Raw genomic sequence first — 19,941 nt, forward strand, 5'->3', positions numbered from 1 at the left:
GTGACACACACGGTGTGCACGGTCGTCATCGCTCTCCCCTCCTTCCGGGGCCGGGGACGTCCGGGGCAACGTAACCGCGCCGGCGCCGGAGCGTCCACGGGTTTTCCCGCGTGCCCGGACCGCGCGGCCCGGCCGTTCCGTCGTCCCGTTCCCGTCGCGTCGTGCCGCCGTCCCGTTGCGTCCCGCCGGGGGACACCCGCCATGGGCGGGCGCGGTCACTGCTGGTGCAGTCCGCGGCCGGCCAGCGTCAGATACGCCTCGCCGACGGCCTCCGAGAGCGTGGGGTGCGGGTGGATGTGCTGGGCGATGTCCCCGGGCTCGGCGTCCCAGCCGACCACCAGCTGGCTCTCGGCGATCATCTCCGAGACGTGCGGCCCCACCAGGTGGACCCCGAGCACCGGGCCGTCCTCCTCCGCCACCACCTTCACCATGCCGCCCTGGCCGTGCACCATGCCCTTGGCCACGGCGGTCAGCGGCATGGTGTTCACCACCACCCGGTGGCCGGCCGCCCGCGCCTGGGCCTCCGTCAGCCCCACCGCGGCGGTCTGCGGGGCGGAGTAGGTCACCCGCGGCACGGCGGCGTACTCCACCGGCCGCGGGGTGCGGCCCGCCAGCACCTCGGCGACGAGCAGCCCCTCCGCGAAGGAGGCGTGTGCCAGGCCCGGGGACGGCGGCGGCAGCAGGTCACCCACCACGTGGACGCCCGGTACCGAGGTCTCCAGCCGCGACCAGTCGGCCGGCGGGACGAAGCCGCGGGCGTCGGTGGCGATCCCGGCCGCGGCCAAGCCCAGGCCGTCGGTGACCGGCACCCGGCCCACCGCGACCAGCAGCCGCTCGCTCTCCACCACCAGCGGCTCGCCGCGCGCGGGACGGACGGTGGCCCGCACCCCGTCCGCGGTGCGCTCCGCCCCCTCCAGCCGGGCGCCGGTCAGCACCTGCACCCCGCGCTTCTTCAGCCCCCGCGTCAGATGGCGGCTGATGTCCTCGTCCTCCAGCGGCACCAGCCGGTCCGCCGCCTCCACCAGGGTGACCCGTGCCCCCATCGAGCGGTGCAGCGAGGCGTACTCCACGCCGATCGCGCCGCCGCCCAGCACCGTGACGGACTCCGGCAGGCCGGGGGCGAACAGCGCGTCGTCGCTGGTGACCACCCTCCGCCCGTCCGGCTCCAGACCCGGCAGCACCCGCGGCCGCGAGCCGGTGGCCAGCACCACGCCGCGCCGCGCCACCCACACCTCGTCCCCGTCCCCGGCGGCCGGCCCGGCACCGGGCGCGCCGCCCGGGGTGCGGCCGGTGGCGGTCACCCGGACCGTACGCGGTCCGGTGAGGGTGGCCGTGCCGCGCAGCACCCGGACCCCGGCGTGCGCCAGATGGCCCTCCACACCCCGGTGGTTGCGGGCCACGATGTCGTCCCGGGTGGCGGTCAGCGCCGACCAGTCCACCGACTCCAGCGACGCCTTGACCCCCCACCGCTCACGGGCCTCGGCGATCCCGTCGATCAGCTCCGCCGCGTGCAGCATCGCCTTGCTCGGGATGCAGCCGCGGTGCAGGCAGGTGCCGCCGACCAGGTCCCGTTCGGCGAGGACGACCTCCAGCCCGAGTGCGGCGGCGCGCAGTGCGGTGCTGTATCCGCCGGTGCCGCCTCCGATGACGATGACGTCGGTCTCATGCATGGCTCCAGCCTCCGCCGCCGTGCGGGATGAGTCCAAGGCAATGTTTTTATGGGCCCCATGAACAGCGTGCATGGGGCCGGGAGGTGAGCCGGCGGTGAGCCTGCGGCAGATGGAATACCTGGTGACGGTGGTGGAGCAGGCGTCCTTCACCCGCGCCGCCGAGGTGCTCAACGTCACCCAGTCGGCCCTCTCCCACCAGATCAAGGCGCTGGAACGGCAGGTCGGCGGGGCGCTGCTGGAGCGGTTGCCGCGCGGGGTGGGGCTGACCCCGATGGGCCGGGCCTTCCTGCCGCACGCGGAGCTGGCGGTGCGCAGCGCCGGACAGGCCCGGCGCGCCGCGCGCGCCGCGGCCGGCGCCGAGGGCGGTGAACTCCGCCTCGCGTCGATCCACGCGATCGCGATGGGCGTGCTGCCGCCGGTCGGCGCGCGGTGGCGGCGCCGGCACCCGAACGTCACGCTGGTCGTCCACGAGTACGCCACGACGGACGAATTGTGCGAGCGGATGGAGCGCGGGGTGGCCGACCTGGCCGTCGGCCCGCGCCCGGCCGGCTGGCGGGGGCCGGTGGTGCCGCTGGGCGAGGAGGAGATCGTCCTGGTGCTGCCCCCCGACGACCCGCTGGCCGGCCGGACCGCGCTCACCCTGCCGGAACTCGCCGGACGCGAGTGGGTGCGGTGCGCCATGGAGCCGGTCGTGGAGGGGCGGCTGTGGCTGGACTGGATCTGCGGGAAGGCCGGGTTCACGCCGCGCACCGGCGTGTGGACCGAACACAGCTCCACCGCGGTCCGGCTGGCCGCCGCCGGCGCCGGCATCGTCGCCACCCCGGCGAACGTGGCGGCGGGCGTGGACTGCGCCATGGTCCCGGTCGATCCGCCGTGGCGGCGTGAGCTGACGGCGTTCTCCCGGGTGGAGCTCGGTGGCGCCGCCGCCGCGTTCGTGGAGCTGCTGCGTGCCGAGCTGCACCTGCCCGGGCCCCGCCGGGCCGCCGCCACCCGCTGAGCGGGGGCCGGCCGCCCGGCCCGCGCCACGGAGGTGGCGTCCGCCGCGTCGCAGGCCGTACGGCCCAGGTTCGGGGCCCCGGGTTCGGCGGCCGGGCTCATGGCCCCGGCCCGTGCCGCGCGAGCCGTTGCCCGCCGCTGGACCGGTGTCCGGCGGGTGGGCCGGTGTCCGGGCGTGCGGGCCGGGCCGACCCCCCGGCCCACGGCATGCCGGATCGGGCCGCAGGCGTCCCCGGACCCGAGTAACACGACCGCCGGCCCCTGCCCCCGGCTGTGCGGCCCGGGTCCGGGGCCTCGGGTCCGGCGGCCGGGCTCATGGCCCCCCGGCTGTACGCCCCCGGCCTCACCGCCACGGGTCCGGCGGCCCCGGCCGCACGCCACCGTCGCTCACGGTCGACGGCCCTCCAACGGCTCCTCGCGGACCAGCAGGGCCACCGGCAGTTCGGCGAAGACCCCGGCGAGCGGGGTGCGGCCCGCCGCGACCCGGCCGGTGAGCAGGTCCCGCCAGCGTCCCGGCGGCAGCGGCAGGACGGTCCCGGCCCAGCCGCCCCGTTCGGCCAGCCGCAGCGACAGCCGGGTGACGGCGGTGATCGCGGAGCCCGCGCGGGCGAACGCCGCACAGTGCGCCGCGGCCGGGCCCTCCGCCTCGACCGGGGTGTAGGAGCCGTCCGCGCCGAACCACTCCGGGTGGCGCCGACGCAGCCGCAGCGCGGCCGTGGTGACCAGCAGCTTCTCCCTCGCCAACGCGTTCGCCGGCCCGGTGGCTCCGGGATGGCCGCCCGTCGGCCCGGTGTCCCCGGGGCCGTCCCCCGCCGGCCCGCTGCCGCCGGCCCGGGCCCGGCCGTCCCCCGCCGGCCCGGCGCCCCCCGCGGCCTCCGCCGGCCCCGCCGAACCACCGCCCGCCGATCCGGGCCCCGCCGCCCCCGAACCACCGCCCCCGGCCCGGGCCCGCCGCCGGGGCTCCCGCGCCTTCCGCGGCGCCCGGCGCCGCGAGCGCGTCCGGGGCGAACCGGGGTGGCCGCCGGTTGTCCGGATCGACCAGGGCGAAGTAGGGCAGCTCGGTGCCCATGTAGAGGTCCGGCACCCCCGGCATCGTCAGGTGCAGCAGCGTGGCCCCCAGGGTGTTGGCCCGGGCCGGCGCCGCCAGCTCCCGTTCGAACGCCATGAGCGGGCCGCGCACCCCCGGCGCCCCGCACGGGCCGGCGGCGCAGTACGCGGCCACCGCGTCCTCGTACTCGGTGTCCGGCTCGGTCCAGGTGGTGCGCACCCCGGCCTCCCGCACCGCCTTCAGCACCGCCGGCACCAGCCGCTCGGGGACCGTCTCCGCCGGGCCCAGGCCCAGCGCGGTCTGCCAGGCCACCCACGCCAGCTGGGCGTCCGGTGCCACCGCGCCGGCCTCCCCGGCGGCCCGGACCACCTCGTCGAGCACCCGTGCCCAGCGGTCCGGCAGCTCGGTGAGCACCGCCAGCCGGGCCCGTACGTCGGCGCTGCGCTTGGTGTCGTGGGTGGTCAGCACGGTGCCGGTGAGCGGGTGGTGGCGGGCGGTCCGGGCGCAGTACGCGTGGAAGCCGTCGACCGTCACCGCGGGCCCGCCCGGATCGCCGCCCACCTCGGCGGCCGAGAGCAGCGGGGTGTGGCGGTAGAAGGCCGAGTCCTCGACGGACTTGGCGCGCAGCGCGGCGGCGGTCTGCGCGAACCGGGCGCAGAACTCGCGCTGTGCCGGGCCGTCACCGAGCCGGCCGAGCGCCGCGTCCCGTACGGTGTCCACCGCCCGCGCCTCCTCACGGACCGTGAACGCGGCCCGCGCCCCCTCGGCCGCGGCCCGGAGCAGCGCGGCGTCACCCGGGTCCGCGGGGCGGCCGGCGGCCGTGTAGGGCCGGTAGACCGGCAGCCGCACCAGCAGTTCCCGGACGGCGGTGCGCAGCGCCCAGGGCGCGTGGTCCGGCGGGCGGGGCGCGGCCTCGCAGATCCGCTCCGCGCACCGCACCAGCCGCTCCACCTCGGCAGCCAGGTCCCGGCTGACCACCTGGCGGGCGGACCGGCGGACGGTGGCCGGCCAGGTGCCGCCCAGGTCCTCGGCGAGGCCGGTGAAGGAGCGGTGCGCCCGGTCCAGTACGGCCAGGCCGCGGGAATCGACGAAGAGACCGTCGAGGCGGTGCAGGGCGTCGTACCCGGTGGTGCCGGCGACCGGCCAGCCGGCCGGCAGCGTCTCGTCAGGCGCGAGGATCTTCTCCACGACCGTCCACCGGCCGCCGGTGGCCCGCGCCAGCCGCCGCAGATAGCCACCCGGGTCGGCCAGCCCGTCCGGGTGGTCCACCCGGAGCCCGTCGATCACCCCGTCCGCGACCAGCTCCAGCAGCTTGGCGTGGGTGGCGCCGAACACCTCCGGGTCCTCCACCCGTACCGCGATCAGCTCCGAGATGGTGAAGAACCGCCGGTAGTTGAGTTCGGTACGGGCCAGCCGCCACCAGCCCAGCCGGTACCACTGGGCGCGCAGCAGCTCCGGCAGCGGCAGCTCCCGGGTGCCGGGGCGGAGCGGCAGGACGTGGTCGTGGTACCGGAGGGTGTCCCCGGCCACGGTCAGGTGCTTCAGCTCCTCGCCGAGCGGGCCGCCGAGCACCGGCAGCAGCACCCGGCCGCCGTGCCGGGTCCAGTCGATGTCGAACCACCGCGCGTACCGGGAGGACGGCCCGTCCCGCAGCACCTCCCACAGCGGCCGGTTGAGCCGTTCGGGGGCCGGCAGCGCCATGTGGTTGGGCACCACGTCCACCACCAGGCCGAGCCCGTGGGCGTGCGCGGCGGCGGCCAGCTCCCGCAGCCCCTCCTCGCCGCCCAGCTCACCCCGGACCGCCGCGTGGTCCACCACGTCGTAGCCGTGGGTGGAGCCCGGCACCGCCTCCAGCACCGGGGACAGGTGCAGGTGGGAGACGCCGAGGGCGGCCAGGTACGGGACGGCCTCGCGCGCCGCCGCGAACGGGAAGCCGGGCTGGAGCTGGAGCCGGTAGGTGGCGGTCGGCGGGCCGTCCCGCCGGGCGCCCCGGCCGGCGGGGTCAGGGCCGGCGGTGTGCGGGGCGCGGCCGGCGGGGGCGGCGGCGGGGCGATCGGGCGTCATGCCGGGATGGGTACCCGCGGGGCGCGGGCGCCGGGGCCCGGCGGCGCGCATGCACCCGGATGCGGGTATCCGGCCGCCCGGGTGCGGCCGGATACCCGCCGGGTGGTCAGGCCGGCCGGCGCAGCACCGTCAGGCTGCGGTCGCGGAGGGTCAGCCGGTCGCCCGCGCCGACCTTCCGGCCGCTGCCCGGTTCCACCCCGCCGGGCACCGCGGTGTCCACGATGACCTGCCACTGCTTGCCGTGGTCCACCGGCACGGTGAAGTCGATCGGCTCGTGGTGGGCGTTGAACAGCAGCAGGAACGAGTCGTCGGTGATGCGCTCGCCGCGCGGGCCCGGTTCGGAGATCGCGCTGCCGTTGAGGAAGACGGTGAGCGCCTTGGCGTGCGCCGCCTGCCAGTCGCGCTGCCGCATCTCCTCGCCCTCGGGGGTGAACCAGGCGATATCGGACAGCTCGTCGTGGGTGCCCTCCACCGGGCGGCCGTGGAAGAAGCGGCGGCGCCGGAAGACCGGGTGGTCACGCCGGAGCCAGATCAGCGAGCGGGTGAAGTGCAGCAGCTCCAGCGCGGTCGCGCCGGCCTCGTCGGTCGGGTCCGGCCAGTGCACCCAGGACAGCTCGTTGTCCTGGCAGTAGGCGTTGTTGTTGCCGCGCTGGGTCCGGCCGAACTCGTCCCCGTGGCTGACCATGGGCACGCCCTGGGAGAGCATCAGGGTGGCGATGAAGTTCCGCATCTGCCGGCCGCGCAGGTCCAGCACCTCCGGGTCCTCGGTCTCGCCCTCCGCCCCGCAGTTCCACGACCGGTTGTGGTTCTCGCCGTCGTGGTTGTCCTCGCCGTTGGCCTCGTTGTGCTTGCGGTCGTAGCTGACCAGGTCGCGCAGGGTGAAGCCGTCGTGGCAGGTGACGAAGTTGACCGAGGCCAGCGGGCGCCTCCCGTCCCCCTGGTACAGGTCGGAGGACCCGGTCAGCCGGGAGGCGAACTCGGCCAGGGTGCGGGGCTCGCCGCGCCACAGGTCCCGTACGGTGTCGCGGAACTTGCCGTTCCACTCGGTCCACAGCGGCGGGAAGTTCCCCACCTGGTAGCCGCCCTCGCCGAGGTCCCACGGCTCGGCGATCAGCTTCACCTGGCTGACCACCGGGTCCTGCTGCACCAGGTCGAAGAACGAGGAGAGCCGGTCCACCTCGTGGAACTGGCGCGCCAGCGTCGCGGCGAGGTCGAACCGGAACCCGTCCACCCGCATCTCGGTGACCCAGTACCGCAGCGAGTCCATGATCAGCTGGAGCACGTGCGGGCTCCGCATCAGCAGCGAGTTCCCGGTGCCGGTGGTGTCCATGTAGTACCGGGGGTCCTCGGTGAGCCGGTAGTAGGAGGCGTTGTCCAGGCCCCGGAAGGAGAGCGTGGGCCCCAGGTGGTTCCCCTCGGCGGTGTGGTTGTAGACCACGTCCAGGATGACCTCGATGCCCGCCTGGTGCAGGGCCCGGACCGCCGATTTGAACTCCAGCACCTGCTGCCCGCGGTCGCCCCAGGAGGCGTAGGCGTTGTGCGGGGCGAAGAACCCGATGGTGTTGTAGCCCCAGTAGTTGGCCAGCCCCGCGTCCACCAGCCGGTGGTCGTGGACGAACTGGTGCACCGGCATCAGTTCCAGGGTGGTGACGCCCAGTTCCGTCAGGTGTTCGATGATCGCCGGGTGGGCGAGCGCGGCGTAGGTGCCGCGCAGCTCCTCCGGCAGTCGGGGGTGGAGCATCGTCAGGCCCTTGACGTGGGCCTCGTAGATGACCGTGCGGTGGTAGTCGGTCCGCGGCGGGCGGTCGTTCCCCCAGTCGAAGTACGGATTGACCACCACCGAGGCCATGGTGTGCCCGGCGGAGTCCAGGTCGTTGCGCGTCTCCGGCCGGCCGAAGTGGTAGCCGTAGACCTCCTCGCCCCAGGAGACGCGGCCGCTGATCGCCTTCGCGTAGGGGTCGAGCAGCAGCTTCGCGGCGTTGCACCGGTGGCCCTGCTCCGGCTCGTAGGGGCCGTGCACCCGGAAGCCGTACCGCTGCCCGGGCATGACGCCCGGCAGATAGGCGTGGCGCACGAAGGCGTCGTTCTCGCGCAGCTCCACCACGGTCTCGGACCCGTCGTCGTGCAGCAGGCACAACTCGATCCGCTCGGCGGCCTCGGAGAACACCGCGAAGTTGGTTCCGGCGCCGTCGTAGGTGGCGCCCAGGGGATAAGCCTGTCCCGGCCAGACCTGCATGGTTCGACTCTTCCACTTCTGCTCCACGCGCCGCGGGAGGCGCCAGGACCTCGCGGCCCCCGGTGAACGGGCATCGTCACCCCAACTGGTCCCCCCTGGCGCCGCTTTCACCGGATCTTCCTCAGAAGGGAGGCAACCTACGACCACATGGGTTCGTCCTACCGGGTGACCTCGTGCACCTGATGTCACGAACGTGCAGGTGCGCGGTTTTTTCTGGTATACGGGGGGCTTGGGGGTAGATGTGCGCATACTGGACCGCCGTCACCTGGGGAAGGCGATAGCCGGAGCCGCCGTCGCGGCGACGGCCACCGCGGTGATGGTCGCCGTGACACTGCCGGGCGAGGCGTCCGGCAGCCAGAGCGGCACCGCGTCCGCCGCGCGGCAGGGGACCGTCACCGGGCAGGGCGGTGACACCGCCGGGCCCGCGGTGGTGGAGGACGAGCCGCGGCAGGGGCCCCGGGGGGCCGGCCGCGATCCGCTCACCGACGACGAACTGCGGCGCGCCGAGCGGATCGCCACCACCGGCACCTTCCGCGCCGACGGGGAGAACGTCCACGGCAAGCCGGGACCGCAGCCGCTCGCCGCCGACCTCGCGGAGCTGTCCCCGCGGGAGGCAGCCTCGGCGAACCCGCCGCGCCGCGCCGAGGTGCGGTACTACGACTACGAGGACGACACCTACATCACCCGCACCGTCGATCTGGACTCCGGCAAGGTGGAGCGGACCGACACCCAGCGCGGCGTGCAGCCCCCGCCCAGCGGCGAGGAGGTCCGCGAGGCCGCCCGGCTGCTCATCGCCGACCCGCTGGGCAGCGGTCTGAAGCAGGACTACCGGGACGCCACCGGCAAGGAGCTGACCGGCCCCGGCCAGCTGACCGTCACCGGGTTCGTCTACCGGGTGGACGCCGAGAACCCGGGCCCGGCGCGGCTCGCCGAGTGCGGCGAACACCGCTGCGTCCGCCTCTTCACCCGGGTCGTCAACGGTCCCTGGATCGACGTCCGGCAGCTGGTGATCGACCTGAGCGACCGGACCGTGGCTCGGCTGTAGCCGGCCCGCGTCCACCCAGCCACCCTCCACTTCGCACACCCGTACGCCTCGTGCGGCGCGCGGTGTGCGCCCGTTCCGCACAGGAGACCCGCCATGCGTGTCCTCGCCGATTCCACCTCTCCCCGGCCCGCCCGGCGGCGCACCGCGGCCTCGCTGGGCGCCGCGGTGCTGCTCGGCGCCGCGGCCGTGGCCGCCGTCCCGGCCTCCGCCACCGCCAAGGCCCCCCGGCACCGCCAAGGCCCCGGCCACCGCCAAGAGCCCCACCCGGGCCCCCGCCCCCCGCCGCCGCCTGCGGCAGCGCCTACCGCATCGAGCAGAAGCTGGAGGGCGGCACCGTCTGGCGCATGTGCTGGCACTACGAGTCCAACGCCGGACTGGTCCTGGACGACATCTCCTACCAGCCCAAGGGCGAGCGCAACCCGATCAAGGTGCTCTCCACCGCCAAGCTCGCCCAGATCCACGTCCCCTATGACGACGGGAACGTGGAGTACGACGACCTCACCGGCCAGGGCTTCGCCCAGGGACTCCAGCAGCTGGACCCGGCCGAGTGCCCCGGCGGCACCATCAAGACCGTCAAGGTGCCCGGCGCCTGGGACCCCGCCCACCCCAACGTCAAGGGCCTGTGCACCACCACCCGCGCCCGCGGCCACGCCTACCGGATGGCGGGGGAGCGCCCCGGCAAGGTCTTCCAGGCCCAGGGCAAGGACCTGCTGGTCTACACCGTCAACCAGGTCGGCTGGTACGAGTACATCACCGAGTGGCGCTTCTCCGGCGACGGCACCATGACCATGCAGGTCGGCGCCACCGGCACGCTCTCCCCGATGGACTACGACGCCGGCGACGGCCGCGGCTGGCCGATCGGCAAGGGCGCCAAGGACTACGCCACCAGCCACAGCCACAACGTCTTCTGGCGGCTCAACTTCGGCCTCGACGGCTCCCCCGAGGGCCGGATCGAGCAGTACGACTCCAAGACCACCCAGGCCGCCGGCCAGCTGCCGAAGACCAAGACCACCCGGACCAAGATCACCAAGGAGCTGGCCGGGGACGCGGTCGGCGGACGCTGGTGGCGGGTGGTGTCCGCCAAGGGCAAGAACAAGGACGGCCACCCCCGGTCGTACGAGATCGTGCCCGGACACACCACCAAGTACCAGGGCCGCCCCTACACCAAGCACGACGTGTACGTCACCGAGTACAAGAAGTGCGAGCAGTTCGCCAGCCACAACATCCGCGACTGCGGCCCCAACGGCGGCAAGAGCGTGGACAAGTGGGTGAACGGCCAGACGCTCAAGCACCCGGTGGTCTGGGTCAACATCGGGTTCCACCACATCGCCCGCGACGAGGACCAGGAGCCGATGCCGGTCCACTGGCAGGGTTTCCAGCTCGCGCCGAGGGACGTCACCGCTATGAATCCGCTCACGCCGCCGGAGCTGTCCTCGCACAACGGCCACACCGAACAGGCCCGTTGACCGACAGGTCGATCGATCGTGATGCACCGCCTCCGCCCGCGCAGTAGTCTGCGGTGATCGTTGGACGGGGGCGGAAGGCGGTGCAAGGTGAGTTCGGGCGGGTTGGAGCTGCCCCCTGGTGACCCAGGTCCCGGAGGTGACGGTGCCACCGGCACGCCGCCCGGCGCCGTGTCCCTGGCACGACCGGTGGAGATCGGCGCGGAGCTGGACTGGGGCGCGGAGGCGTGGACGGAGGTGCACACCCGGGCCCGCCGGGCCGGCCGCGCCTACATCTGGCTGAACCTCGTCGAACAGCGGCTGCGCGCGGTCGTCGCCGCCGTGCTCCGGCCCGTCTACGAGCCGGTGCACGGCGACGACTGGGTGGTGGCCGCGGCCGGTCCGGCCGGCCAGGAGTGGGTGCAGCGCGCGGTCGCGGTGCGGGAGGTCAGCCGCCGCAAGGGCTACCTGCTCGACCCGGCCGACGACAACGTCCTCAGCTTCCTCACCCTGCCGCAGCTGCGGGAGCTGGTGGTGCAGCACTGGCCGTGCTTCGAGCCGTACCTGGACGACCGCCGGGACCTGGAACTGGCCCTGGACGAGCTGGAGGTGACCCGCAACGTCGTCTCCCGCAACCGCGCGCTGTCCCAGGCGGTGCTCGCCCAGGCCGAACGGGCCGCCGCCCGCCTGCTGGAGATCCTCGGCGGGGGAGCGGCGGTGCCGTCCGCCGACCGGCTGCCCATCGACGCCGTCGAGGACCTGGTGGGCGACCGGTACGCCGACGTGGTGGGCGTCCACCCGGACCGGGTGCGGCTCCAGCGCCAGCTGCCCGCCGAGGACCTGTTCGGTGACGCCCGCCGCCTCGACGCGGTGGGCATAGGCCTGAACCTGCTGGTCCAGAACTACTCCGGCCGCCGCCTGGTCCGGCTCGCCGAGGCCGGCTGCCGCGCCCGGCTGCTCTTCCTCAACCCGGCCAGCAGCGCGGTCCGCCGCCGCGAGCGCGAACTGGGTTTGAAGAAGGGGGAGATGAGCCGGTCGGTGGAGATGAACATCCTGCACATGCGCCGGGTACGGGCCCGGCTGCGGGACCCGGACGCCTTCGAGATCCACGTCTTCGACGAGACCCCCCGCTTCACCGCCTACCTGGTCAACGGCGACGGCAGCGACGGCCTCGCGGTGGTCCAGACGTACCTGCGCAAGGCGCGCGGCATCGAGGCCCCGGTGCTGGTGCTGCGCGGCGGCGGCCTGGGCAGGGGCGTGGTGCGCGAGGGCCGCTCGGAGGACGACGGCGGGCTGTTCGCCGTCTACCGGGAGGAGTTCGAGAGCGTCTGGGCGGATTCCCGGCCGGTGTCCTGAGCGCGGCGCCGGCCGGGCAACGCGGCGCCCGGGGACGGTGCCGCCCCGGGAACGGGCCGTCCGGCAACGGTGCTTCCCCCGGAGCGGCGTTCCGTGGGGGTCGCCCGGGAGCGGCGCGGTCCGTGCGGGCCGTCCGGGAACGGCGGAGTCCGCCCCGCCGGGCGCCGTCCGCGGGGGACAATGCCCGGGACCTGACCGTCCGGACCGCAGGAGCTGCCCGTGACCATCCGTCGTGTGATGCCCGACATCCGTACCGAGGCCATGGAGGAGAGCCGGGACTTCTACGGTCTGCTGGGGTTCGAGGAGGTGATGGACCTCGGCTGGGTCGTGACGCTCGCCTCCCCGGACAACCCCGCGGCCCAGGTCTCCTTCATGACCGAGGACCGCACCGCCCCCGTGGTGCCCGACATGAGTGTCGAGGTGGAGGACGTGGACGCGGTGTACGCGGTGCTGCGGGAGCGCGGCGCGGAGATCGTGCACCCGCTGCGGGATGAGGAGTGGGGGGTGCGCCGGTTCTTCGTCCGGGACCCCAACGGCCGCGTGGTCAACGTGCTGACCCACCGGCGGCGGACGGCGTAGCCGGTCCCGCGCGGTGGCCCGTCCGGCCCGTTGCCGGCCCCGCCCGGTGGTCACTGCCGGGCGGGACCGTGCTCCGCGCCGCCCGTGCCCCGCGCCGAGCGGGCGTCGCGGGGGGCCCGCTGCGGGACCGCCGGCCACGATCCGCGGCGGTGCCGCCCGCACCCCCGCGCCCCCGCGCCGGCGGGGCCCGCGTCCTGGGGCCGGCCCGGGCCAGGGGCGGGCGGCACCGGGCCCGCCGCGGTGTGAAAAAGTCTCCGGTATGACTGTCCCTCCACAGCAGCCCCAGCAGCCGGGCCCCGGCGGCCACCCCGGCGGCGGGCCGCAGCCCAACCCCTACGCGCAGCCGAACCCGTACGCCCAGCCCGGCCCCTACGCGCAGCCCAACCCGTACGCGCAGCAGCCCGGCACCCCGCAGCCCGGCCCCTACGCCCCGCCGCCCGGGGCGCCGCAGCAGCCGCAGCCCTACGGCGGGGGCGGTGGATGGGGCGCGCCGCCCCCGCCGCCGCGGAACACCAACCGCAAGAAGCTCGCCATCGCCATCGGCGCCCTGGTGGCCGTCGGCGTGGTGCTCGGCGGGGTGCTCATCGCCATGAACGGCGGTGACGACAAGGACGAGAAGGCCGACGACAAGCCGACGCCGACCGCCAACGGGGGCACCGGCACGCCCAGCACCGGGCCGAGCCCCGAGGAGACGGCCTCCGCCACGCCGTCCGGCGGCACCGGCAGCTACAAGCTGATCCTGCCGGAGTCGCTGGAGAAGGGCACCTACACCAAGGGCCAGGACCTCACCGACACCCTGAAGTCCCAGGTCCCCAGCAACGGCTACAACATGCACGACGTCACGGGCGTCGGCGCCCAGTACGCCACCGCGGCCGGCACCAAGCAGCTGGTGTACACCGGCTACACCGGGCGCATCGACGACCCGGACCAGGCCGAGAGCGACTTCATGGACGGCACCCAGGAGGCCCAGGGCACCGCGGTCGGCGTGGAGCCGCGGCAGATCACCCCGGCCGGCTCGGACGAACCGATGACCTGCGCGGTGCTGATGAAGACCCAGGCCGGCCAGAAGTTCCCGGTGCCCACCTGCGTGTGGGCCGACTCCACCACGCTCGGGGCGGTGCTCTTCGTCGATGCCTCGTCGGTGGGGAAGCCCGCCTCGTCGGTGGACCTGGAGTCGATCGCCAAGCGGGTGGACACCATCCGCGACGAGGTGCGGGCCCCGGCGTAGTCCGGCGGTGGCCGGGCACGTTGTCAGTGGGCCGTGCGAGGCTGAATCGCAACCGGGGGAATTCGGGTGAATGGAGGGCCGCTATGGGGTGGCACCGGGAGTTGCTGATCGGCTTCGATCTGGAGACCACGGGCACCGACCCGGCCACGGCGCGGATCGTGACGGCGGCGGTGGTCGAGGTGAAGAAGGGGGAGCCGGTCGGGCGGCGGGAGTGGCTGGCCGACCCCGGCGTCCCCATCCCGGCGGACGCGGTCGCCGTGCACGGCATCAGCGACGAGCGCGCCTCGACACTGGGCCGCCCGGCCCGCGAGGTGGCCGACGAGGTCGCGGACACCCTCGCCGGATACTGGCGGGCCGGCACCCCGGTGGTGGCCTACAACGCCGCCTTCGACCTCAGCCTGCTCGCCGCCGAGCTGAACCGGTACGGACTGCGCCCGCTCAGCGAGCGGCTGGGCGGCGCGGAGACCGGCCCGGTCGTCGACCCGCTGACCATAGACCGGGCGGTGGACCGCTACCGGCGCGGCAAGCGCACCCTGGAGGCGGTCTGCGAGGTGTACGGCGTGGTCCTCACCGGGGCGCACGAGGCCGGCGCGGACGCGCTGGCGGCCGCCCGGCTGGCCTGCGCGGTGGCCGAGACCCATGAGCGGGTGGCCCGGCTGTCGCCCTGGGAGCTGCACCGCGAGCAGATCGCCTGGTACGCGCAGTGGGCCGCCGACTTCCAGAGCTGGCTGCGCGGCAAGGGCGACCCCGGGGCCGTGGTGGACGGCAGCTGGCCGCTGCGCGACACCGAGACGGTGGCCGGCCACCGCTGAACCGGCGGCGCGGTCCGGGCGCCCGGGGCGGTGGCGCGGACGGACCGGACCGGCACCGGGACCGCCCCGGCCGATGAGTTCCGGGCGGCCGGCCGGTCCTCACCGGTGAGGACCGACCGAAGGAGAACCCCGGTGACCGACGACGACCGCACCACCACCCCGGAGCCCGGCACCCCGCCCGGCGCCCCGGTGGACCTGTCCCCCGCCGCTGCGCGGGTGGCCGCGCTGCTGGACGGCATCCCCGACGACCTGCTGACGGCACCCACGCCGTGCGCCGCGTACCCGGTGGCCGCGCTGCTGGACCACCTCATGGGTCTGACCCTGGCGTTCCGTCACGCCGCGGAGAAGAGCACGCCGCCGCCGGCACCGGGGGAGGCGCCCGCGGGGCCGGGCCTGGCCTCGGCCGACGCCCTGGACCCCCGCTGGCGGGAGCTGCTGCCCCGGCGGCTGGACGAGCTGGTGGACGCCTGGCGCGACCCGGCCGCCTGGGAGGGGATCACGGAGGTCGGCGGGGTGACCCTGCCCGCGCACCGGATCGGCCTCTTCGGCCTGGACGAACTCATCCTGCACGGCTGGGACCTGGCCCGAGCCACCGGGCAGCGTTACGAGCCGGACCCGGCGAGCGTCGAGGCGATCCTGGCGCTGCTCACCGAGTCCGCGAGCGAGGAGGGCACCGAAGGGCTGTTCGGCCCGAGGGTCCCGGTGCCCGCCGGCGCGCCGCCGTTCGAGCGGGCCCTGGGGCTCAGCGGCCGGGACCCCTCCTGGTCCGCCGGCTGACCCGGCCCCGGGTCAGAACGGGTACCAGCGCACCGCCGTGTCGCCCTCCCGCAGGGAGGCGACACGGCGCCGGAACTCGGCGAGCGCGGCCGGGTTCCCCGGGGCGTGCTGGGCCACCCAGGCGCAGCTGGCCGTCTCGCGGGCGCCGCGCAGCACCGCGCAGCCCTCCCACTCCCGTACGTCCCAGCCGTACACCGCGACGAACTCGTCGTAGCCGGCCGGGTCCAGGCCGTACCGGTCCCGGGAGAGTGCCATCACCACCAGGTCGTGTTCCCGCAGATCGGTGGCGAAGGTCTCCAGGTCCACCAGGACCGGCCCGTCCGGGCCCACGTGCACATTGCGCGGCAGCGCGTCGCCGTGGATGACGCCCGGTGCCAGGTGCGGGGTCAGCCCGGCCGCCGCGGCGGCGAAGTCGTCCCGGCGCGCCCGCAGATACGCCGCGTCCGCCGGATCGACGGCGTCGCCCGCCAGCCGCAGCCAGCGCTCCACCCCGCCCAGCAGGTCCCGGCCCGGCAGCGGGACCGGGGCCGGCGGCAGTGCGTGCACCCGCAGCAGCAGTTCCGCCAGGTCCCGCGGTCCGGCCGGCCGGACCGCCGCGGGCAGCTGCTCCCAGAAGGTGACCACATGGCCGTCGCACACCAGTGGCCGGTCGGCGTCGTCGGCCGGCCGCACCGCGGGCACCCCCTGCTCGGCGAGCCACCGGGCGACCCGGATCTCACGCTCCGCGCGCTCGCGCACCGGCGCGTCGTCGGTGCGGCCGATCCGCGCCACCAGCCCCGGGCGTCCGGGCCGCTCCACGGCGAGGACCGCGTTCTCGCCCAGCGCCAGCAACCGCGCCGGCACCTCCTCGCCCCGCGGCAGCGACAGCGCCGCCGCGAGCACCCGCCGTGCCCGCGCCTCGGTGAATGCCGCGTCGGTCCCGTCCGTCACCTCGTACCTCTCCTGCCCCGCCGGTCGATCCGGAACAGTCTCGCACCTCGCGGAACTCGCGTGACGCTTGACTCGGCCACCGGGGCTCAGCACGATGACGGGGGCCTCGATCACAGGCGCCCGCACCACCCGTACCGTGTCCGCGCGCCCGTGAGGAGGGCCCTGCCGTGCTGCGTCCTTCGGGGGATCCACCCCCCGGTGACCGGACCGACCCGCGCGCGCCCGCCCCGGCCGCCGCGCCGGCCGCACCGGAACCGGCCGCCCCGACCCGGTGGCGGGACCGGCGGGACCGTGCCCGGCGGAAGGACTTACCGGCGCCCCCGGGCCGCGGCGGGAGGCCCGGCCGGCGCGGCGATGCCGGGACCTGGTTCCTGGTGCTGCCCGTGCTCATCCCCATCCTGGTCCTGAGCGTCACCCCGCTGGTGTACGGCATCGCGCTGGCCTTCACCGACGCCCAGTCCGGCCGGACCGAGCCCACCGAGTGGATCGGCCTGCTCAACTTCACCGACCTGCGGCAGGACACCCTGTTCTGGGAGTCCTTCCGCACCGGCCTGCTGTGGGCCGCCGGGGTGACCGTGCCGCAGTTCCTGCTCTCCCTCGGGCTGGCGCTGCTGCTCAGCGGGCGGCTGCGGTTCCGGTGGCTGGCCCGGGTGCTGGCCATCGTGCCGTGGGCGATGCCGGAGGTGGTCGTCGGCATCATGTGGCGGCTGGTCTACCACCCCGACGCCGGCATCCTCAACGAGACCCTGGGCACCGACCGGGACTGGCTGGGCAGCCTGGGCAGCGCGCTGCCGGCCGTCATCCTGGTCGGCATCTGGGCCGGCATGCCGCAGACCACCGTGGCGCTGCTGGCCGGCCTGCAGAACGTGCCGGGGGAGCTGCACGAGGCCGCCGCCATCGACGGCGCCGGGGCGTGGCGGCGGTTCACCACCGTCACCTGGCCGGCGATCCGCCCGGTGGCCCTGGCGATCGGCGCGCTCGCCTTCATCTGGAACCTCAACTCCTTCGCCCTGGTGTACGTGCTCACCAACGGCGGCCCCGGCGGGCGCACCCGGCTGCCGATGCTCTTCGCCTACGAGGAGGCGTTCCGCTACGGGCAGTTCGGCTACGCGGCGGCGATGGGCTGCGTCCTGGTCGCGGTGGTCTCGGTGCTGCTCGCGGTCTTCCTCGCCGGCCGGCTGAAGGGACGTGACACATGAGAGCCGGACCACGTACTCCGGGGGAGGCCCGGCGGCGGCCGGCGACGGCCCCCGCGTCCCGGCCGCCGGCCGGGCTCGTGCTGCGGCGCCGGGCCGGCCGCACCGCTCAGTACCTGGCCCTGCTGGGCTATCTGGTCTTCCTCGCCTTCCCGCTGCTGTGGCTGGTCTCCACCGCCTTCAAGCCCCCGCGCGAGCTGGCCACCCTGCACCCGGAGTGGATCCCCGACCACCCCACCTGGGACAACTTCCGGCAGGCGTTCGACGAGCAGCCGCTGCTGCGGGCGGCCGGCAACAGCCTGCTGGCGGCCGGCAGCGCCGCCCTGATCGCGGTGGCCGTCGCGGTGCCGGCGGCCTATGTGCTGGCCCGCCACCGCAACCGGCTCAGCCGGGCCGCGACCGGCTGGGTGGTGGTCTCCCAGGCGTTCCCGCTGGTGCTGCTCATCATCCCGCTCTTCCTCATCCTCAAGGAGCTGCGGCTGATCGACTCCATGGCCGGGCTGGTCCTGGTCTACGTCACCTGGTCGCTGCCGTTCGCCCTGTGGATGCTCACCGGATACGCGCGGGCGCTGCCGCCGGAGCTGGAGGAGGCCGCCGCCGTGGACGGCGCGGGCCGGCTGCGCACCCTGGTGTCGGTCACCGTGCCGCTGCTCGCGCCGGGCATCGCGGCCACCGCCCTGTTCGCCTTCATCACGGCCTGGAACGAGTTCTTCTTCGCCCTGGTCCTCCTGAAGTCCCCCGAGAAGCAGACGATGCCGGTGGTGCTCACCCACTTCCTCGGCGCCGAGGGGGTGGCCGACCTCGGGCCGCTGGCGGCGGCGTCGCTGCTGGCCACCCTCCCCTCGCTGCTGCTGTTCGCCGTCATCCAGCGCCGGATCACCGGCGGGATGCTCGCCGGGGCGGTGAAGCACTGATGCGCCGCCGCACCCTACTGGCCGCCGCCGCCGCGACCGCGACCGCCGCCGCGCTGCCCGGCTGCGCCCGGGAGCGGCGCCGGGCCCCCGACGGCTCGGTGACCCTGCGCTTCCAGTCGCTGGCCTGGCAGCAGGAGTCGGTCGCGGCGACCAAGGAGCTGGTGGCGGAGTGGAACGCCGGCCACCCCCGGATCCGGGTGGAGTACGTCCAGGGCAGCTGGGACGGGGTGCACGACCAGCTGCTGACCGCCTTCGAGGGCGGCGAGGCGCCGGACGTCATCCACGACGCCTCCGACGACCTCGCCGACTTCGCCCACGGCGGCCACCTCGCCGACCTCACCGGGCTGCTCTCCCCCCGGCTGCGGGAGGACATCCCCGAGCACAGCTGGCGGACCGCCACCTTCGGCGGCGGCATCCACGGGGTGCCGTTCCTGGTCGAGCCCCGGGTCCTGGTCGCCAACCGGGACCTGCTCGCCGGGGCCGGGGTGCGGGTGCCCACCGCCGCGCGGCCGTGGAGCTGGGACGAGTTCGCCGCGGCGGCCCGCGAGCTGACCGGACGCGGCCGGTACGGGGTGGCCTGGCCGCTGAAGGAGCCGGTCTCCGCCACCTTGAACCTCTCGCTGTCCGCCGGCGGCCGGCTCTTCCACCAGGACACCGGCGGCAAGGTCACCATCCGGTGCGGCGCCGCCGAGCTGCGGGTGCCGCGCCTGGTGCGCGACCAGGTCAACGCCGACCGCTCCGCCGCCCGCAGCACCCTGGGCATGGGCGGCTCCGACACCCTGCCCGGCTTCTTCGCGGGCAGGTACGCGATGGTGCCGCTCGGCTTCTCCTACCGGCAGCAGATCGCCCAGCAGGCACCGGCCGGCTTCCGCTGGACGGTGCTCCCGGCGCCGGCCGGGCCGGACGGGAACCAGCGGCAGGGCGTCAGCCCGCAGACCCTCTCCATCGCCGAGGACTGCCCGTACAAGAAGGAGGCCGCCGCCTTCATCGACTTCCTGCTGCGGCCCCGCAACATGGTCCGGCTGGCGCTCGGCGACTGGATGCTGCCCACCGGGCGGCGGGCGCTCGCCGACCCCGCGCTGCACACCGCCCGGTACGGCTGGGCCACCGGCACCGCCCTCGCCCGCCACCTGCGCCCCGCCCCCGCGCAGTCGGTGCGCGGCTACCAGGAGTGGAAGGACAAGATCGCCACCCCGGCGTTCCAGGAGTACTACAGCGGCGCGATCGACGACGACACGCTCCGCCGGAAGCTGGAGCGGGACGGGAACCTGGTGCTCAAGCGGTACCAGCGCTGACGGCCGGCCCGCGGTGCCGGTGCCGCGGGCCGGGGCGGGCGCGGGGCCGTCGCCTGCGGTGCGCCCCCGCCCCGGCCTCCGGCCCGGTTCCGGTCCGGTCCCGGGATCGGCCGTTCCGCTCCCGGACCCCGGCTGCCCCGCCCCGGCCTCCGGCTGGCGCGGGCCCTGCCCGGTCCCGGCTCGCGCTGCGCCGCCCGGCGTCCCTGCCCGGCCGCGCCTCCGCCCGCCGGCCCTCCCGCCCGGTCCGGCCCACGGTGCCGGGTCCCCGTGGCACCGCACCGACCGGGCCGCCGCCGCACGGGCCGCCACCGCAGGGGCCTCCGCCGACCGAACCGGCGCCGCACCGGACCTGC

The 19,941-nt window shown here is 75.4% G+C and carries 14 protein-coding genes and 1 pseudogene; 11 read left to right on the forward strand and 4 right to left on the reverse strand.

Annotated features, from left to right (window positions below; genetic code table 11):
- Positions 1 to 215 precede the first annotated feature (215 nt).
- On the reverse strand, positions 216 to 1,670 hold the full coding sequence (lpdA, locus tag IHE55_RS23275; RefSeq protein ID WP_197990805.1) for a dihydrolipoyl dehydrogenase: 1,455 nt from the start codon (positions 1,668 to 1,670) through the stop codon (positions 216 to 218).
- A 94-nt stretch (positions 1,671 to 1,764) separates the two neighbouring features.
- Between lpdA and IHE55_RS23280 the strand changes: the two genes are divergently transcribed.
- Positions 1,765 to 2,667 carry a LysR family transcriptional regulator gene (locus IHE55_RS23280; protein ID WP_307826793.1) on the forward strand — a complete coding sequence of 301 codons (903 nt, stop codon included), beginning with the start codon at positions 1,765 to 1,767 and terminating at the stop codon, positions 2,665 to 2,667.
- A gap of 342 nt (positions 2,668 to 3,009) precedes the next feature.
- On the opposite strand, the gene treY is transcribed toward IHE55_RS23280, so the two are convergent.
- Both treY and glgX read right to left on the reverse strand, forming a co-directional pair.
- Positions 3,010 to 5,778, reverse strand: a complete 2,769-nt coding sequence (treY, locus tag IHE55_RS23285; protein ID WP_197990806.1) for a malto-oligosyltrehalose synthase — start codon at positions 5,776 to 5,778, stop codon at positions 3,010 to 3,012.
- A 106-nt stretch (positions 5,779 to 5,884) separates the two neighbouring features.
- The gene (glgX, locus tag IHE55_RS23290; protein WP_197990807.1) at positions 5,885 to 8,014 is read right to left on the reverse strand and encodes a glycogen debranching protein GlgX; all 2,130 of its coding nucleotides are present in this window, start codon (positions 8,012 to 8,014) and stop codon (positions 5,885 to 5,887) included.
- A gap of 241 nt (positions 8,015 to 8,255) precedes the next feature.
- On the opposite strand from glgX, the gene IHE55_RS23295 reads away from it, so the two are divergent.
- From IHE55_RS23295 to IHE55_RS23325, 7 genes and pseudogenes are all read left to right on the forward strand, one after another.
- Positions 8,256 to 9,059, forward strand: coding sequence for a Tat pathway signal sequence domain protein (locus IHE55_RS23295; RefSeq protein ID WP_197990808.1), 804 nt, complete (start codon positions 8,256 to 8,258; stop codon positions 9,057 to 9,059).
- A gap of 93 nt (positions 9,060 to 9,152) precedes the next feature.
- Positions 9,153 to 10,525 (forward strand): annotated as a pseudogene (locus tag IHE55_RS23300) (copper amine oxidase).
- Between the two features lie 87 nt (positions 10,526 to 10,612).
- Positions 10,613 to 11,857 (forward strand): DUF5919 domain-containing protein, encoded by a 1,245-nt coding sequence (locus tag IHE55_RS23305; protein ID WP_197990809.1) that lies wholly within the window; start codon positions 10,613 to 10,615, stop codon positions 11,855 to 11,857.
- Positions 11,858 to 12,076: 219 nt separating this feature from the next.
- Entirely contained in the window at positions 12,077 to 12,436 is a 360-nt protein-coding gene (locus IHE55_RS23310; protein WP_197990810.1) for a VOC family protein, read from the forward strand.
- 259 nt (positions 12,437 to 12,695) lie between these two features.
- Positions 12,696 to 13,664: a hypothetical protein gene (locus IHE55_RS23315; protein WP_197990811.1), complete on the forward strand. Its 969-nt coding sequence runs from the start codon at positions 12,696 to 12,698 to the stop codon at positions 13,662 to 13,664.
- Positions 13,665 to 13,747: 83 nt separating this feature from the next.
- Positions 13,748 to 14,476 (forward strand): 3'-5' exonuclease, encoded by a 729-nt coding sequence (locus IHE55_RS23320; RefSeq protein WP_197990812.1) that lies wholly within the window; start codon positions 13,748 to 13,750, stop codon positions 14,474 to 14,476.
- Positions 14,477 to 14,608: 132 nt separating this feature from the next.
- Entirely contained in the window at positions 14,609 to 15,253 is a 645-nt protein-coding gene (locus IHE55_RS23325; RefSeq protein ID WP_307826794.1) for a TIGR03086 family metal-binding protein, read from the forward strand.
- A 12-nt stretch (positions 15,254 to 15,265) separates the two neighbouring features.
- Here the strand turns inward: IHE55_RS23325 and IHE55_RS23330 are convergent, their stop codons facing one another.
- On the reverse strand, positions 15,266 to 16,183 hold the full coding sequence (locus tag IHE55_RS23330; protein WP_197990813.1) for a phosphotransferase enzyme family protein: 918 nt from the start codon (positions 16,181 to 16,183) through the stop codon (positions 15,266 to 15,268).
- 374 nt (positions 16,184 to 16,557) lie between these two features.
- On the opposite strand from IHE55_RS23330, the gene IHE55_RS23335 reads away from it, so the two are divergent.
- From IHE55_RS23335 to IHE55_RS23345, 3 genes are read left to right on the forward strand one after another with little or no spacing between them, the layout of a single operon-like run.
- Positions 16,558 to 17,382 (forward strand): carbohydrate ABC transporter permease, encoded by an 825-nt coding sequence (locus IHE55_RS23335; protein WP_372442720.1) that lies wholly within the window; start codon positions 16,558 to 16,560, stop codon positions 17,380 to 17,382.
- The gene (locus IHE55_RS23340; protein ID WP_197990814.1) at positions 17,379 to 18,293 is read left to right on the forward strand and encodes a carbohydrate ABC transporter permease; all 915 of its coding nucleotides are present in this window, start codon (positions 17,379 to 17,381) and stop codon (positions 18,291 to 18,293) included. Before IHE55_RS23335 ends, IHE55_RS23340 begins: the two co-directional genes overlap by 4 nt.
- Positions 18,293 to 19,588 carry an ABC transporter substrate-binding protein gene (locus IHE55_RS23345; RefSeq protein ID WP_197990815.1) on the forward strand — a complete coding sequence of 432 codons (1,296 nt, stop codon included), beginning with the start codon at positions 18,293 to 18,295 and terminating at the stop codon, positions 19,586 to 19,588. Before IHE55_RS23340 ends, IHE55_RS23345 begins: the two co-directional genes overlap by 1 nt.
- The last annotated feature ends 353 nt before the right edge of the window (positions 19,589 to 19,941 follow it).

It is taken from the genome of Streptomyces pactum (assembly GCF_016031615.1).
GTDB classification, from domain to species: Bacteria; Actinomycetota; Actinomycetes; order Streptomycetales; family Streptomycetaceae; genus Streptomyces; species Streptomyces pactus.